Below are 16276 nucleotides of genomic sequence, written 5' to 3'. Positions count from 1 at the left end.
CATGAGTGCCATAGACATTAAACAACTGACCAAACAGTTTAAAGGTCAGCAGGTGCTGCACGGTATCTCACTTGAAGTAAATAGCGGTGAAGTGGTGGCGATCATCGGGCCGAGTGGCTCAGGTAAAACGACTTTATTGCGCAGTATTAATCTACTGGAGCTCCCTGATTCAGGGATTATTCGTGTCGGTGATATTGAGATTGATGGCAGCATACCTATCAGCAAGCAGCAACGTCAGGTGCGTGCACTGCGCCAACAGGTCGGGTTTGTGTTTCAGAGCTTCAATTTGTTTCCACACCGTTCGGTGCTGGAGAATATTATTGAAGGGCCGGTTATTGTTAAAGGCGAAAAGCGAGCCTCTGCGGAGAAACGTGCTCGTGAACTGCTGGCAAAAGTAGGGCTAAGTGGGAAAGAAGATGCTTACCCACGCCGTTTATCCGGTGGTCAGCAGCAGCGGGTTGCCATAGCACGAGCATTAGCGATGCAACCACAGGTTATTCTGTTTGATGAACCGACGTCAGCGTTAGATCCTGAACTGGTGGGGGAGGTTCTCAACACTATCCGCGCACTGGCTGAGGAAAAACGCACCATGGTGATTGTGACGCATGAAATGAGCTTTGCCCGCGATGTGGCTGACAGGGCTATTTTTATGGATCACGGACGGATTGTTGAGCAAGGTCCAGCAAAAGAGTTATTTGCTCATCCGCAGCATGAGCGTACTCGGTTATTCCTTGATAAGTTCCTGAACAATCACTGAGTCATTTACTGCGAAGCTGATAGCCAAATTCAGCGAAATAGGGGGCACTTTTGGGCCCCCAGTTTTATCAAATCATCTTACAAAAAGGCTTCCAGCTTAAGGCGAAGCGCGGTAGCTTTAACTTCCTTCATCTGCCCATGGCCCGGTAATACTTTTTGTTCGACGGTGACCAACCCTGCTTTTTTCAAAATAGCCACATCGCGGGTGACGGCACTGCGATCCCTTTTTAAACGGGTTGAAAGGGAGGTGATAGAGCCAGGGTGCATTTTTACCGCCCGCAGCAGAACAATGCGCGCAGCACTTAATATCCGCACCATCGCTAATGGGTCTTCAAAGGTAATAGTGTGTTCTTCAGGTAAGGCTTTCCCTGCATCTGCCAGAACCGCGACTTGTTTGCCTCGTTTGAAAAAATCATCTTCCGTTGCTGTTTTGATGACCAGTTTGTCCATTAACTTCTCCTTAATGAAGTCCAATCCTTCTGAAAGCAATCCTCTATCTGTTCAAAGCTGACAAAATCAACTGCTTCAATGCCACCTAAGTAATGGCGATGGTGAAAACCATGCGCATTGTCGTAACCTATTACGCAACCATTATCACCCAGTGATAAATGGTGATTGATATAGGCTAAGTTATAACGGGTGATAGTACCGGCCCGATCAGCCCATATTTCACGGCGTAATTGACCATTACCCCGCCGGTTAGCAATTTGATGAGTCTCATCGACAATCTTTTTATCAGACATGAATATTATTATCACTCCTGAGGAGGGTTGTACATAAGATCTTCACTAAGAAGAAAGCTAGGGGCGTATACAGTTCCGTCATTTGTCTGAATTTATAATGAGTTAATTACCAGGGAAGGCTCAACAGAGTGATGTGAAATATGCGAGAGGCTACCAGAGGAAAATAGTTTCATACCCGTTTTACATCGGGGAATGCGGCACATATCGAATAATAACCCGTCAGTTGCGACCGGAGTCTACGTAAAGAATAAGGTCCCGAAGGACCTTATTGGTGCAGGCACTCTAAGTGCGAAAAAGAGTGAGCTTAGTTAGCTAGCCGATGGTCATCAGGCTGGCATTTCCTCCCGCGGCGGCGGTATTCACACTCAGTGAGTGCTCAATCAGCAGACGTTCCAGCAGTATATTTGTTTCACCACGGGCGAAGCCCTGTACCGAGACAATTGGCCCCTCAATTTGCGCTATCTGCTCACACAAGGTGCGCAATTGATCAGCATCACCGTGATAGATAACGGCATCAAACGGTACGTTGGCGGTTTGCCAGTCATGGGTAAGGGTAATTTGGGATTGCACTACCGCCGGTAGCTGGCGTAACAGATCCTTTTGTATCCCCTGTTCTGGCCATAAGATCTCGCAGCCGATTGCCAGAACGGCTGCCAGTTGTATTAGAGCATCAGTGTCATTATCCGCCAGACAAAGAACACGTTCACGTGGTAGTAGGGTATAACTGTTGCGCTCACCGGTTGGCCCAGGCAATAACTGTATGGTGCCACCTTGCGCCAGTTCGCCATAGCGCTGCGCTAAAGGTACTAATTCAGCATATTGTTGTTTGTCAGCCCATTGTATTAGGGCGCGATGGGCTATTTGTAATGCTTCGCGACCAGCCATATTCTGTGGTTGCTCAATATTTTGATGTGCCAGTGTCTTAAGAACTGCATCTTCTGGGCGGCTGCACAACAGGCGATACAGATACAGTGGACCACCCGCTTTAGGGCCGGTTCCTGACAACCCTTCACCACCAAAAGGTTGTACGCCAACCACTGCCCCAACCATATTGCGGTTAACGTAGAGGTTGCCTACCTTAGCTTTTTCAGTGACTTGGGCGATAGTTTCATCAATACGAGTGTGAATGCCCAAGGTTAAACCATAGCCGGATGCGTTGATTTGATCGACTAAGGCGCCAAGGTTCTGACGCTGGAAACGTACCACATGCAGTACCGGCCCGAAGATCTCTTTTTTCAACTCATCAAAGCTATCCAGCTCTATTAATGTTGGCTTAATAAAGGTACCGCGTTGCCACTCGGTTTCGTCCTGACTGTTGGTGCGGGCAGCCTGGTAAACTTTACGCCCTTTGGCGCGCATGGCCTGAATATGGCGCTCAATCCCAGCTTTGGCCTCGGCATCAATCACCGGCCCAATATCTGTAGACAGGCGTTCTGGATTACCCATCCGGCACTCGGCCATCGCGCCACGCAACATTTGCAACGTGTGCTCAGCAACATCATCCTGAATGCAAAGAATACGCAAGGCCGAACAACGTTGGCCCGCGCTGTCAAAGGCTGATGCGACGACATCGGTCACCACCTGTTCCGTCAATGCAGAGGAATCAACAATCATGGCATTGAGGCCACCGGTTTCGGCAATCAGCGGCGTTGGGCGGCCCTGAGGATCAAGGCGGCCTGCGATGCTGCGTTGCAAAATAGCAGCGACTTCGGTTGAGCCGGTAAACATCACGCCGCGCACACGGTTGTCATTGACCAATGTCGCCCCAACGTTGTCGCCTCGTCCTGGTAATAGTTGCAGTACGCCGTGAGGAATACCGGCCTCTAGCAAGATACGTACAGCTTGCGCAGCAATCAGTGGCGTTTGTTCTGCCGGTTTTGCCAAGACACTGTTACCGGCAGCTAATGCTGCGGCAATCTGGCCGGTAAATATTGCCAACGGGAAGTTCCACGGGCTGATACAAACCACAGGGCCAAGAGGGCGGTGGCTATCATTGGAGAAATCGTTTCGTACCATTCCAGCATAATAGTGCAGGAAATCAACAGCTTCACGCACTTCGGCAATGGCATTACTCAAGGTTTTACCCGCCTCTCGTACCAGTATCCCCATCAATGCTTGCATCTGACTTTCCATCAGTTCGGCGGCGCGCACTAAAATAGCCGCACGCTCAGCCGGTGGCGTTGCAAACCAGATAGCCCCCGCGCTGCCAGCCGCATCTAGCGCACGACTGATTTCAGCATCCGTTGTTTCGCGAACGTAACCGACGATATCAGCGGGTTCTGCCGGGTTGATAACGGCTTGCGCTATTAGGTTATCAAGTCCTATACCGTTATCTCTTTCTGCGTCAATCATCGGTTCTGCCCGCCATATCTGGCTGGCACTGGTGAGGAGAGCACTGGAGAGCGAGGCCAAACGGTGTTCGTTGGCCAAATCTAATCCGCTGGAATTGGCTCTATCTTTACCGTAGAGGTCGCGTGGTAACGGGATTCGTGGATGAGGCAAACCAAGTTGCCCTTCACTGGCGGCAATGGCTTCTACAGCACTAACAGGATCAGCGACCAGTTCATCCAATGGCAGAGTGGCATCGGCAATGCGATTGACAAACGATGTGTTGGCCCCGTTTTCCAGCAGGCGGCGCACTAGATACGCCAGTAAGGTTTCGTGGGTACCGACCGGAGCGTAAATACGACATGGGCGATTAAGCTTACCCTCGGCAACTTTCCCGACGACTTGTTCATATAGCGGTTCCCCCATGCCATGCAGGCATTGGAACTCATACTGGCCGGGGTAATAATTTTGCCCTGCAAGATGATAGATAGCGGACAAGGTATGCGCGTTATGAGTGGCAAATTGGGGATAAATCAGATTAGGTACGGCCAGTAATTTACGCGCGCAAGCCAGATAAGAGACATCGGTATACACCTTGCGGGTATAAACCGGATAACCTTCTAACCCATCAACTTGAGCGCGTTTAATCTCGCTGTCCCAGTATGCGCCTTTGACTAAGCGAATCATCAGCCGGCGGCGGCTGCGCTGGGCCATATCTATCACAGCATCAATAGTGGCGGGGCAACGTTTTTGGTATGCCTGAATGACGAAACCGATACCATTCCAGCCTGCCAATTTTGGCTCGAAACAGAGTTTTTCCAGCAGATCGAGGGAGATTTCCAGACGATCAGCCTCTTCTGCATCAATGTTAATGCCAATATCATACTGCCGTGCTTGCAAGGTCAACGATAATAGCCGTGGATACAGCTCATCCATTACTCGTTCATATTGAGCACGGCTATAGCGAGGGTGCAGGGCGGACAGCTTAATTGAGATACCTGGCCCTTCATAAATTCCCCTGCCATTTGAGGCTTTGCCGATAGCATGGATTGCTTGTTGATAGGAGAGTAGATAAGCCTGAGCATCTACCTCTGTCAGTGCTGCCTCACCCAACATATCGTAAGAGTAACGGAATCCTTTATCTTCCAGTTTACGGGCGTTCGCCAATGCCTCGGCAATGGTCTCGCCGGTCACAAATTGCTCGCCCATCAGGCGCATCGCCATATCCACACCTTTGCGGATCAATGGCTCACCACCTTTACCGATAATACGATTTAAGGAGCCGGAGAGCTTAGCCTCATTATGAGTAGAGACCAGATGGCCGGTAAAGAGCAGCCCCCAGGTCGCCGCATTGACAAACATCGACGGGCTGCGCCCCAAATGAGAGTGCCAGTTGCCGTTACTGATTTTATCGCGGATCAGTGCATCACGAGTGGGCTTATCAGGAATACGCAGTAGTGCTTCCGCGAGACACATCAATGCCACACCCTCTTGTGAAGAGAGGGAGAACTCTTGCAGTAAGCTTTGCACGATACCCGCGCGACCATTAGCACTCTTCTGGTTACGCAATTTTTCAGCAATGGAGTAGGCCAGCTTATGGGTTTCTTGCGCTAAATCGGCCGGTAAACGTGCTTGCTCCAATAACATCGGTATGGCTTCAGTTTCGGGACGACGATAGGCCGCAGTGATGGCCGCACGAGTTACTGATTGTGGTAGCACTTGCTCGGCAAAATCTAAAAATGGTTGATGTGCGCTTTCAGTGACTTGCGGCATAATATCGTCCGTTTCCGCGATAGGGGTCACATGGGGTGTTGGCAATTCGGGTAGCTCACTGCCACTTTCCAGTCGTTCCAAATAGTTAAAAATGGCCTGCTTGATCAGCCAGTGTGGCGTGCGGTCAATACGCTGTGCCGCGCCCTTGATACGGTCGCGTGTTGCTTCATCGAGTTTCACGCCCATTGTGGTGCTACCCATGCTGTCCGGCTCCTTTAATAAGGGGGATTATGATTTGATTCCTGATAATATCAGGCATGTTGCAACTTTGTGCAACCGTGTTAAATCACGGCGTGAATGAAGTGTGAATTCAGTCTTGTTTTTAACAATCGAGCGGGGCGTAGGAGGGATCGAATATTATGTTTAACTAAGGCTAATGCTAACAATGGTAGGCTTTGTGAGGGATTAACCTTAGGTATGACTCATTTTGCAATGGAAGGTGTAACCTCTAACATGGCGTAATGTGATGCAGGGTGAATTTTTTGTAAAAAATTTGTTTAATTTGTTGTGAGTAAGGAAACTCCTCCACTAGGATAGCCACCGCGAGATGGCCGTTCGCCAGCGAATAGTTGTGCTGGTAGTTTATTTGAGTTCGAGATTCATCTCTGGTGCAACTGAGTGTCACGTTCCGGCTCTCCAGAGTGAAAACATGACACCGCACTGAGCGGAAAGAACTCAAAATAGCGGGATATATTAAAACGATAATACGCACTATGGAGACGTTGCATGACCATGAATACGCCAATGTTGGTGACTTTTTTAGTTTACATTTTTGGGATGATATTAATTGGCCTCATGGCCTACCGGGCAACCAATAACTTTGATGATTATATTCTGGGTGGGCGAAGTTTAGGCAGTGTGGTCACTGCATTATCTGCCGGTGCTTCCGATATGAGTGGCTGGTTATTAATGGGATTACCGGGGGCAATATTCCTGTCGGGTATTTCCGAGAGCTGGATAGCCATTGGTTTAACGATTGGTGCTTATCTTAACTGGAAGTTGGTCGCAGGCCGTTTGCGGGTTCATACCGAAGCCAATAACAATGCACTGACATTGCCTGATTATTTCACCAGCCGTTTTGAAGATAAGAGTAAATTGCTGCGGGTGATATCAGCGGTAGTTATCTTGGTTTTCTTCACTATTTATTGCGCTTCAGGAATCGTTGCCGGTGCGCGTTTATTCGAAAGTACGTTTGATATGAGCTATGGCACCGCATTATGGGCTGGTGCTGCGGCCACCATCGCCTATACCTTTATTGGCGGTTTCCTCGCAGTAAGCTGGACGGATACAGTACAAGCAACGCTGATGATTTTTGCTCTGATCCTGACCCCGATTATTGTTATTCTGGCGGTGGGAGGTATCGACACTTCCATGATGGTCATTGCTGCGAAAAATCCCGCGAATATCGACATGTTTAAAGGGCTGAATCTGGTTGCCATCCTCTCTCTACTCGGTTGGGGATTGGGTTATTTTGGTCAGCCACATATTCTGGCGCGTTTTATGGCGGCAGACTCTCACCGTACTATTCGTAGTGCACGCCGCATCAGTATGACTTGGATGATCCTCTGTCTGGCAGGGACCATCGCGGTGGGCTTCTTTGGTATTGCTTACTTTGAAAACCATCCTGAACAAGCTGGGAATGTGAGCCAAAATGGCGAACGTGTTTTCATTGAGTTAGCTAAATTACTCTTCAATCCATGGATTGCCGGTATTTTACTGTCCGCTATTCTGGCAGCCGTCATGAGTACCTTAAGCTGCCAGTTACTGGTGTGTTCTAGTGCGTTGACGGAAGACCTGTACAAAGCATTCCTGCGTAAAAAGGCCAGCCAGAAAGAGTTAGTGTGGGTCGGCCGTGCCATGGTGTTGCTGGTGGCATTGATAGCTATCGCACTGGCAGCGGACCCGGATAATCGGGTTCTTGGTCTGGTTAGCTATGCATGGGCTGGTTTTGGCGCCGCATTTGGTCCTGTGGTTCTTATCTCGGTGATTTGGCCACGAATGACTCGCAATGGCGCACTGGCAGGGATGTTGCTCGGTGCTATTACGGTTATCGTCTGGAAGCAATATGCCTGGTTGGGCTTGTATGAAATTATACCAGGCTTCCTATTTGCCAGTATCGCCATTGTGGTGGTGAGCTTGTTGGGCAATACGCCAAGTAATACCATTACTGAACGTTTCCGTAATGCTGAAGCGGAGTTTAAAACCATTTAATAGCGCACACATGCAGTTATTAATAGCATTTACTGTTGCTTAACATCGCCTCCTGTACAACAGGAGGCTTTTTTTTGCTGAAAATTGCGCCAGATATCGATAAATAGGCTGAGAGGGCGGTGCGACCTAAAAAAACGTATCTTAATGAATTTATTTGTTATTTAACCTAGCAGAAACAACTTGCCACAGTTTGTTTAACAATATTCTTATTTAGCCTCTTGAATTTCTTTTTGCCAGAATGATAATCACTATCGTTCTTAGTTTTACTTTTCTTTACGAAAATTGACGTTACTCATAATTACATATTTATACCCATATCCAGCGCAGGGGTGCTTAGCATGTTTGTCCCATTTCTAATTATGTTTCGTGAAGGGCTGGAAGCCGCGCTGATTGTTAGCTTGATAGCCAGTTACCTTAAGCGTACTCAACGCGGTCAATGGATGGGGGCAGTGTGGATTGGAGTGGTAACGGCAGCCGCGCTATGCCTTGCTATCGGCATCTTTATTAATGAAACCACGGGTGAGTTTCCGCAAAAACAGCAAGAGCTGTTTGAAGGTATTATTGCGGTGGTCGCAGTTTGTATTTTAACCTATATGGTTTTCTGGATGCGCAAGGTATCCAAGTCAGTCAAAGTCCATCTGGAAGGGGCAATTGATAATGCACTCAACTCAGGCCGCAGTCAGGGCTGGGCATTGGTGGCGATGGTCTTTTTTGCCGTGGCCCGTGAAGGGCTTGAATCGGTATTCTTCTTACTGGCGGCTTTCCAGCAGGATGTCGGGATTGGCGCGCCAATTGGCGCAATACTTGGCCTGACCTGCGCCATTTTGGTGGGGATGGCTATCTACTGGGGCGGCGTTAAGTTGCATCTGGCTAAATTTTTCAAATGGACCAGCCTGTTTATCTTGTTTGTCGCCGCAGGCCTGGCAGCCGGAGCCATCAGAGCTTTCCATGAAGCCGGTCTGTGGAATCATTTTCAGGATATCGCGTTCGATTTGACGAATGTGCTCTCCACTCATTCACTGCTCGGCACCTTCCTTGAAGGGATGTTTGGCTATCAGGAAGCACCAACAATCAGCGAAGTTGCGGTCTACTTTATCTATCTGATTCCGGCACTGATCCTCTTTTTCCTTCCACCACGCACTACGGCGGCCACAATTACCCCTGCTGCGCGGAAAACTAACCAATAATTCAGGAATTTTCACATGTCTAACCGGTTCTTCCGTCGCACTGCATTGCACGCCGCGTTACTGGCACTACCTGCTGTAGCTATCAACGTACAAGCAGCTGATATTCCACAAATTAAAATTACCGTTAACGATAAGCAGTGTGAGCCGATGGTGCTGTCTATTCCTGCCGGTAAAACTCAATTTATTGTTCATAATGCCAGTCAGAAAGGGTTGGAGTGGGAGATCCTCAAAGGCGTGATGGTGGTTGAGGAACGCGAAAATATTGCCCCGGGCTTTACCCAGAAGATGACGGCTAATCTGGAGCCGGGTGAATACGATATGACCTGTGGCTTACTCAGCAACCCGAAAGGTAAATTGACAGTCACGGCGGCTGGTGATAACGCGGCGGTAAAACCGGACGCGATGGCATTGGTCGGGCCAATTGCTGAATATAAAGTCTATGTAACACAAGAAGTTGCCCAATTAGTCACGCAAACTAAAGCCTTTACTGATGCAATCAAGAAAGGCGATTTGGCTCTGGCGCGCAAGTTGTATGCGCCAACCCGCCAGCATTATGAGCGTATCGAGCCGATTGCTGAACTGTTCTCAGATTTGGATGGCAGTATCGATGCCCGTGAGGACGATTTTGAGCAGAAGGCCGCTGATCCGAAATTTACCGGTTTTCATCGGTTAGAAAAAATCCTGTTTGGTGACAACACCACTAAAGGCGCGGATAAATTCGCCGACCAACTGTACAAGGACACCCTGGAACTGCAACAACGCATCACCGGCCTGACATTTGCGCCAAATAAAGTGGTTGGTGGTGCTGCGGGCTTAATCGAAGAGGTTGCGGCCAGCAAAATCAGTGGTGAAGAAGACCGTTATAGTCGTACTGATCTGTGGGATTTCCAGGCCAACGTTGATGGAGCACAGAAAATTGTTAATCTGCTGCGGCCATTGCTGGAAAAAGCCGACCAGCCGCTGCTGCAAAAAATCGATGCTAACTTCAAAACCGTCGATAGCGTATTGGCGAAATATCGCACGAAAGAGGGTTATGAGTCTTACGAGAAGTTAACTGACGCCGATCGTAATGCTATGAAAGGGCCGATTACGGCACTGGCGGAAGACCTTGCTCAGCTTCGTGGCGTATTGGGTTTGGATTGAGGCATTAAGATGAGTAAGAAAACCGACCCGCAACACGGGTCGTATCAACATGATAGCGGGGCGGCGTTGCCCTCCCGTCGGCGTTTACTGCTGGGTATGGGCATGATGAGTGGTGCCTTGGCTCTTGGCGGGGCAAAGATAGCCCGAGCGGCAGATTGCCCTGCACCCGAGGCTGCACTTGTGCAAGATGAACGCTGGCAGAAGCAGCCCTTTTATGGTCAGCATCAGTCAGGGGTATTAACCCCACAGCAAGCGGCCATGATGCTGGTAGCATTTGATGTACTGGCCACCGATAAGGCGGCCTTGACCCGATTATTCAAACTGCTGACGGAGCGGCTGGCCTTCCTGACCCGCGGCGGGCATGCACCTTCGGTTAATGCCAAATTGCCACCGCTGGATTCTGGAATTATGGGGCCGGAAATTTACCCGGATAACCTGACCATTACGGTTTCTGTGGGGGATTCCTTGTTTGATGAGCGGTTTGGTTTGCAGGGGCAGAAACCACTGCGGCTACAAAGAATGACGCGCTTCCCCAATGATTCACTGGATGCGGGTTTGTGTCATGGTGATATCTTGCTGCAAATTTGTGCTAATACCAACGAAACGGTGATTCACGCTCTGCGCGATATTATCAAGCACACGCCAGATTTACTCAGTGTGCGGTGGAAGCGTGAAGGTTTTATTTCTGCTCATGCGGCCCGTAGCAAAGGTAAAGAAACGTCGATCAATTTGTTGGGTTTTAAAGATGGGACTGCGAATCCCAAAACCAGCGATAAGCCGCTGATTAATCAAGTGGTATGGGTTCAGGGCAATATCGGCGAGCCCGCATGGGCAGTCGGGGGTAGCTATCAGGCGGCGCGGATTATTCGCTTTAAAGTGGAATTTTGGGATCGCACACCGTTACAAGAACAGCAGACTATCTTTGGCCGTGATAAACATAGCGGTGCCCCCTTGGGGAGCCTACATGAACATGATGAGCCGGATTACACCAAAGATCCCGATGGCAACGTGATTAAGTTAGATGCACATATCCGGCTGGCAAATCCACGTACCGCAGAAACTCAGAGTAACCTGATGTTACGCCGTGGCTACAGTTACTCGCTGGGAGTGTCAAATTCAGGGCAACTGGACATGGGCTTGCTGTTTGTCTGCTACCAATCTGATTTGGAAAAGGCGTTCCTGACGGTACAAAAACGGTTGAACGGTGAGGCGTTAGAAGAGTATGTCAAACCGATCGGTGGGGGATATTTCTTCGTGTTACCTGGGGTGGTTGATGCTAACCACTATCTGGCACAAGGGTTGCTTGAAGCCTAACTCCGTTTAATGAGTAAGAAAAAGCACCGCTTTCATGCGGTGCTTTTTTATTGCCAGACAGCAGGGTTGATGCTCAAAGCAGATTTGAACGCTACTTGCCAAGCCCTGATATGGGCTGAATATTGAGCGAAACTAACCCCGCTGCGGTATTAGGTCTGAAGGGCGTTAGCTTACCAGTTTGGCGGTAATTTTTGCCACATGCTCGCCCTGGAAACGGGCGATAGCAAGCTCTTCAGCAGTTGGCTGACGGGAGCCATCACCACCGGCAATGGTTGTTGCACCATATGGGGTACCGCCACGGGTCTGTGAAACATCAAATAACTCTTTGGCCCCATAGCCGATTGGCACGATGATAAAACCGTGGTGGGCTAATGTGGTCCATGTGGAGGTGATGGTGTGCTCTTGTCCGCCGCCAGTACCGGTTGAGGAGAATACACTGGCAACTTTGCCGTACAGTGCACCAGAAGCCCATAGCCCGCCGGTTTGATCGAGGAAGGTACGCATTTGCCCTGCCATATTACCGAAACGGGTTGGGGTACCAAAAATGATGCCATCGTAATCGGCCAGTTCTTGCGGCGTTGCGACCGGGGCTTGCTGGTTGTTTTTGCCGCCGGCATTGGCGAAGGCGTCTGGTGGCATGGTTTCAGGGACCCGTTTGATGGTCACTTCAACACCGCTGACTTTTTGGGCACCTTCGGCAATCGCACCGGCAAGTGTTTCAATATGCCCATACATGGAATAGTAAAGCACTAAAATTTTCGCCATCTCGCTATGCTCCAATCAAATTTATTGAATAATGCTGATGATGTAATCATAGTCGCTGCTAATGACACCTATTAACCATACGCCAATACAATCAGGCTGCAACTTATTAGTCGTGCGCAAAATGAATGGGATATGAGCTAACCTTCTCTTTCTGCTGGTTTTATTAGCGCAATATTGTTACAGATTACGTAACTTCTTTTGCAGGCGTTTTTGCTGCCAGCGCTCGACCCAATTACCCAGCAATAACAGATTTATTGCGCGCAGACACAGCGGGATACTTAGCCCTAGCACTACCCACCAGGCCCACATATAGCCAGGTGAAGTAAACCAATTGATAGCAAACAGCACTGCACACAGAATAACCGCCCGCAGTAACTGACGCAGTAAAGACATTTCATCCTCAACCGCTTTGCGGGCATCAATGACGCGTTGGTCAACAGCTTGCGACGGGGTGCTCTGTTCCTGAGAGACATTTGGGCAATACAGCTCACTGACTTTCAGATCCATGACGGCCGCAATAGCACTCAGTGTTTCCAAGCTGGCTTGTTCACCATTCTCTATGCGTTGAATCGTGCGTACACTCAGACTGCAAAGTTCAGCCAACTGTTCTTGTGACCAGGCCCGGGCCAACCGCAATTCACGAATACGATACATGTTCATACTGATTTTCCTATGAGGTTTGAAGCGATATCAACAAACCTATGCTTAAGCCCTCGTCACTGCCACGACAGCAGCATGACATGTTCCCGACAGCTTTCTGACACGCTTATCACGACTTATTTAACCGCTGTTGCGAGCATTTTACCGCGACGACCCTGCACATGGCGTGACGTCTTGGTTATAAAACGCCTTAACGCTCTTGATTGAGCTTTTTGGCACACTAACAGAGCGTTATGGCACAATGTAAACAAGCCTGTTTGCGTAAGCTACTAACTTACCTCACAGGAGAACCATCATGAAAAAGATAGCACTGTCTCTGGCGATTATCGCAGTGTCATTATCTGCTCAGGCACAAACCTTCAGCGTCAAAAGTAGCGATATGCCTGAAGGTAGACCCTTACAAACCCAGCAGGTTTTTAACGGATTTGGCTGTGATGGCGGGAATCAATCGCCACAGCTTTCATGGCAGGGTGCGCCCGCAGGAACCAAAAGCTTCGCCATTACCGCTTATGATCCTGATGCCCCGACGGGGAGTGGCTGGTGGCATTGGACGGTGGTGAATATCCCCGCCGATGTTCATTCATTGGCAACAAATGCTGGGCAGAGCAAAAATGGCACTTTACCTGTTGGTGCCGTTCAGGGGCGCAATGACTTCGGCTATGCGGGATTCGGAGGGGCTTGCCCACCAGCAGGAGATAAACCTCATCGCTATCAGTTCACTGTGTGGGCATTGAAAACAGATAAATTACCCCTCAATAGTGATGCCAGTGGTGCATTGGTGGGTTTTATGCTCAACAGTAATGTGATTGCGAAAACGCAACTGGTTGCCACTTATGGCCGCTAATTATTAATCCAAGAGCAGGAAGTATGCAGCAGATAAATCATAGCCAGATGACTATCTCCAGCGCTGAAATTGTTGCCCGCCGAGCACATACGTTGCATCGGGTCACGGTGTTTTCACCGGCACTGTGCCATGTCCGTCAGGGCAGTAAATTGGTGCAATGGGGGGCACAGGCTGCCAGTGCGGGGCAATCGTCGCTTATTTTGTTTCCTGCCGGTATCGAAGTCAGTATCGCGAATACCCCGGATCGGGGGCATTATTGTTCTGATATGGTCTATCTGCCGCAAAGTTTATTACGCCAGTTTCGCCACTGGTACGGTGCCTCTGCGGTGACGCCAGTGGCAACTGCATCGCTGTGTGTTCCTCTGGATAGCCATACCCGCCTTGCATGGGATAGCTTATTGCTCAACGTGAAGTGTCATGCGCCAGATGCGCTCTTACAGCATGCGGCGATGGGGGTTTTATTGGCGCTGCACTTGGCTGGACAGGCAGGGACGTTATTAATCGACCGACGAGATAAATGGGCGGAACAGGTACAACAAATTTTACTGCTCGATCCGGCGCGCAACTGGAGCGTGAGTGACGTCGCCCACTCTTTGCATATTGGGGATTCAACTTTGCGGCGCAAACTGATGCAAGAAGATCGTAGTTTTCGCGTGATTCTGGAAGAGGTTCGTATGGGGTGTGCATTAAATGCATTACAAACCACATCACTTTCGATTGGCGAGATCGCTGCACAGCACGGTTATATTTCACCGTCCCGCTTTACTTCACGTTTTCAGCGGCATTTTGGCTTAACGCCACGCCGATTACGCGAAGCAATCACGGCAGCCTAAGTATATCTATATAAAAACCTTACTCCCGTGCAGGGAGTAAGGTGATGATAATAAAACAACCGCTATAGGTGATGATGATGCCTTACTGATTACGGTTATCGTACAAGTAGCTTCTGCGCTTCTTCAAGATGAGATAGCCAATGGTCAGAATGACAAACCACAGCGGCGTCACTATCAGCGCTTGGCGGGTATCACTTTCCAAGGTTAACAGCACCAGGACAAAGGCAAAGAACGCCATACATACCCACGACATGAAAATACCAGCGGGCATTTTATAGATGGATTTCTTATGTAATGCCGGGCGTCTTTTGCGATACACCAGGTAAGAGCAAAGGATGATGGTCCAGACGAACATAAACAGAATCGCTGAAACTGTGGTGACCAGTGTAAACACCGTCATTACGTTCGGGATTAGGTAAATGAGAACCACACCACCTAGCAAACAGATACAAGAAAATGTCAGGCCGGATGCGGGGACGGAACGGCGCGACAGCTTACCAAATTGCTTTGGTGCATCACCTTCTTTTGCCAAACCGAACAACATACGGCTGGTGGAAAACACGCCACTGTTAGCTGACGAAGCCGCCGAGGTTAGGACCACAAAGTTGATCACACTCGCAGCGGCGGGTAACCCGACCAGAACGAATAACTCAACAAACGGGCTTTTATCGGCAACTACTGAACTCCATGGTGTCACTGACATAATCATAATCAATGAGAAAACATAGAACATGATGATGCGGATAGGGATGGAGTTAATAGCACGCGGTAATACCACTTCAGGATCTTTGGTTTCAGCGGCGGTGGTCCCAACTAACTCAATACCGACAAAAGCAAAAACGGCTATCTGGAAGCCCGCAAAGAATCCACTGATTCCTTTCGGGAACATCCCGCCATCATTCCATAAATGGGTAAATGACGCGGTGGTACCCGAAGGGGACTGATAGCTCATTAACACCATGGTTAAGCCGGCAAAGATCAGTGCCACAATTGCCACAATTTTAATCATGGCAAACCAGAACTCCATTTCACCGAACATTTTCACCGTGGCCAAATTCAGTGATAGCAACAGTAAAACCACTAGCAGTGAGGCAACCCACTGGGAGAAACCGGGGAACCAAAATTGGGCGTAAGCCGTGATGGCAACCACATCAGCGATACCGGTGATGACCCAACAAAACCAGTAGGTCCAGCCGGTGAAAAAACCAGCCCAAGGACCGAGTAAGTCGGCAGCGAAATCACTAAATGATTTATATTTCAGATTCGATAGCAGCAGCTCACCCATGGCCCGCATCACGAAAAACAGCATAAAACCGATTATCATATAAACGAAAATAATCGACGGCCCGGCAAGGCTGATGGTTTTACCCGATCCCATAAACAATCCGGTACCTATAGCCCCGCCAATAGCAATTAGCTGGATATGGCGGTTGGAGAGACTTCGTTGAAGGTGCTCTTCAGGTTCCGGCAACTGTTCTGCCACTATCTTGGATTGGTCTACCATCTTTCCCATTCCCTCTTCCTGTATTTGTGAAGTTGTTGAGCTCTATGTTGGCTCTTTGGTCTTAACCTGTCTGTCTGTCTGTCTGTTAGTTTTTTGCTATGTTTTAAGTACAATTTGCGAATTATTTAATATCTTCGCAACAATAATTGCACAATACGCCTCGTTTTCCAGTGTTTATATTTCACACACTGAATTTTGTTAAGTTCATCACAGCA

The 16276-nt window shown here is 49.0% G+C and carries 13 protein-coding genes; 7 read left to right on the top strand and 6 right to left on the bottom strand.

Annotated elements, in window-relative coordinates; translation table 11 throughout:
* Position 1 precedes the first annotated feature (1 nt).
* Positions 2 to 757 carry an L-cystine ABC transporter ATP-binding protein YecC gene (locus tag A6J66_007430; protein ID PNM24043.1) on the top strand — a complete coding sequence of 252 codons (756 nt, stop codon included), beginning with the start codon at positions 2 to 4 and terminating at the stop codon, positions 755 to 757.
* Between the two features lie 77 nt (positions 758 to 834).
* Here A6J66_007430 and A6J66_007425 read toward each other — a convergent pair whose 3' ends face one another.
* The 3 genes from A6J66_007425 to putA form a co-directional block, all read right to left on the bottom strand.
* Entirely contained in the window at positions 835 to 1206 is a 372-nt protein-coding gene (locus A6J66_007425; protein ID PNM24042.1) for a MarR family transcriptional regulator, read from the bottom strand.
* Entirely contained in the window at positions 1206 to 1499 is a 294-nt protein-coding gene (locus tag A6J66_007420) for a hypothetical protein (GenBank protein PNM24041.1), read from the bottom strand. Before A6J66_007420 ends, A6J66_007425 begins: the two co-directional genes overlap by 1 nt.
* A 312-nt stretch (positions 1500 to 1811) precedes the next feature.
* Positions 1812 to 5801 carry a trifunctional transcriptional regulator/proline dehydrogenase/L-glutamate gamma-semialdehyde dehydrogenase gene (putA, locus tag A6J66_007415; GenBank protein ID PNM24040.1) on the bottom strand — a complete coding sequence of 1330 codons (3990 nt, stop codon included), beginning with the start codon at positions 5799 to 5801 and terminating at the stop codon, positions 1812 to 1814.
* A 525-nt stretch (positions 5802 to 6326) separates the two neighbouring features.
* On the opposite strand from putA, the gene A6J66_007410 reads away from it, so the two are divergent.
* From A6J66_007410 to A6J66_007395, 4 genes are all read left to right on the top strand, one after another.
* Positions 6327 to 7811: a sodium/proline symporter PutP gene (locus A6J66_007410; GenBank protein PNM24039.1), complete on the top strand. Its 1485-nt coding sequence runs from the start codon at positions 6327 to 6329 to the stop codon at positions 7809 to 7811.
* 338 nt (positions 7812 to 8149) lie between these two features.
* Positions 8150 to 8998 (top strand): iron permease, encoded by an 849-nt coding sequence (locus A6J66_007405; protein ID PNM24038.1) that lies wholly within the window; start codon positions 8150 to 8152, stop codon positions 8996 to 8998.
* Positions 8999 to 9013: 15 nt separating this feature from the next.
* Positions 9014 to 10141 carry an iron uptake system protein EfeO gene (locus A6J66_007400; GenBank protein PNM24037.1) on the top strand — a complete coding sequence of 376 codons (1128 nt, stop codon included), beginning with the start codon at positions 9014 to 9016 and terminating at the stop codon, positions 10139 to 10141.
* 9 nt (positions 10142 to 10150) lie between these two features.
* A complete protein-coding gene (locus tag A6J66_007395; GenBank protein ID PNM24036.1) occupies positions 10151 to 11455 on the top strand; it encodes a deferrochelatase/peroxidase EfeB in 1305 nt (434 codons plus the stop codon).
* 165 nt (positions 11456 to 11620) lie between these two features.
* Here A6J66_007395 and A6J66_007390 read toward each other — a convergent pair whose 3' ends face one another.
* Together A6J66_007390 and A6J66_007385 are read right to left on the bottom strand one after the other, a co-directional pair.
* Positions 11621 to 12220, bottom strand: a complete 600-nt coding sequence (locus A6J66_007390) for an NAD(P)H:quinone oxidoreductase (protein ID PNM24035.1) — start codon at positions 12218 to 12220, stop codon at positions 11621 to 11623.
* Between the two features lie 177 nt (positions 12221 to 12397).
* Positions 12398 to 12880, bottom strand: a complete 483-nt coding sequence (locus A6J66_007385) for a helix-turn-helix domain-containing protein (GenBank protein ID PNM24034.1) — start codon at positions 12878 to 12880, stop codon at positions 12398 to 12400.
* 295 nt (positions 12881 to 13175) lie between these two features.
* Here A6J66_007385 and A6J66_007380 point away from each other — a divergent pair, with 295 nt between their 5' ends.
* Positions 13176 to 13724, top strand: a complete 549-nt coding sequence (locus A6J66_007380) for a YbhB/YbcL family Raf kinase inhibitor-like protein (GenBank protein PNM24033.1) — start codon at positions 13176 to 13178, stop codon at positions 13722 to 13724.
* 23 nt (positions 13725 to 13747) lie between these two features.
* The gene (locus tag A6J66_007375; GenBank protein PNM24032.1) at positions 13748 to 14557 is read left to right on the top strand and encodes an AraC family transcriptional regulator; all 810 of its coding nucleotides are present in this window, start codon (positions 13748 to 13750) and stop codon (positions 14555 to 14557) included.
* 82 nt (positions 14558 to 14639) lie between these two features.
* Here the strand turns inward: A6J66_007375 and A6J66_007370 are convergent, their stop codons facing one another.
* Positions 14640 to 16070 carry a D-serine/D-alanine/glycine transporter gene (locus tag A6J66_007370; protein PNM24031.1) on the bottom strand — a complete coding sequence of 477 codons (1431 nt, stop codon included), beginning with the start codon at positions 16068 to 16070 and terminating at the stop codon, positions 14640 to 14642.
* Positions 16071 to 16276 lie beyond the last annotated feature (206 nt).

The organism is Yersinia enterocolitica, from assembly GCA_002082245.2.
Lineage (GTDB): Bacteria > Pseudomonadota > Gammaproteobacteria > Enterobacterales > Enterobacteriaceae > Yersinia > Yersinia enterocolitica_E.
The sequence above is the reverse complement of the archived record's forward strand: the minus strand, read 5'-3'. Positions and strand labels throughout refer to the sequence as shown.

Excerpts from the sequence above, each read along its gene's own strand:
- A6J66_007390 (PNM24035.1), bottom strand. The coding sequence starts at position 12,220 with ATGGCGAAAATTTTAGTGCTTTACTATTCCATGTATGGGCATATTGAA.
- A6J66_007420 (PNM24041.1), bottom strand. The coding sequence starts at position 1,499 with ATGTCTGATAAAAAGATTGTCGATGAGACTCATCAAATTGCTAACCGG.
- A6J66_007395 (PNM24036.1), top strand. The coding sequence starts at position 10,151 with ATGAGTAAGAAAACCGACCCGCAACACGGGTCGTATCAACATGATAGC.
- A6J66_007375 (PNM24032.1), top strand. The coding sequence starts at position 13,748 with ATGCAGCAGATAAATCATAGCCAGATGACTATCTCCAGCGCTGAAATT.
- A6J66_007430 (PNM24043.1), top strand. The coding sequence starts at position 2 with ATGAGTGCCATAGACATTAAACAACTGACCAAACAGTTTAAAGGTCAG.
- A6J66_007380 (PNM24033.1), top strand. The coding sequence starts at position 13,176 with ATGAAAAAGATAGCACTGTCTCTGGCGATTATCGCAGTGTCATTATCT.
- A6J66_007385 (PNM24034.1), bottom strand. The coding sequence starts at position 12,880 with ATGAACATGTATCGTATTCGTGAATTGCGGTTGGCCCGGGCCTGGTCA.
- A6J66_007405 (PNM24038.1), top strand. The coding sequence starts at position 8,150 with ATGTTTGTCCCATTTCTAATTATGTTTCGTGAAGGGCTGGAAGCCGCG.
- putA (PNM24040.1), bottom strand. The coding sequence starts at position 5,801 with ATGGGTAGCACCACAATGGGCGTGAAACTCGATGAAGCAACACGCGAC.
- A6J66_007370 (PNM24031.1), bottom strand. The coding sequence starts at position 16,070 with ATGGGAAAGATGGTAGACCAATCCAAGATAGTGGCAGAACAGTTGCCG.
- A6J66_007410 (PNM24039.1), top strand. The coding sequence starts at position 6,327 with ATGACCATGAATACGCCAATGTTGGTGACTTTTTTAGTTTACATTTTT.
- A6J66_007400 (PNM24037.1), top strand. The coding sequence starts at position 9,014 with ATGTCTAACCGGTTCTTCCGTCGCACTGCATTGCACGCCGCGTTACTG.
- A6J66_007425 (PNM24042.1), bottom strand. The coding sequence starts at position 1,206 with ATGGACAAACTGGTCATCAAAACAGCAACGGAAGATGATTTTTTCAAA.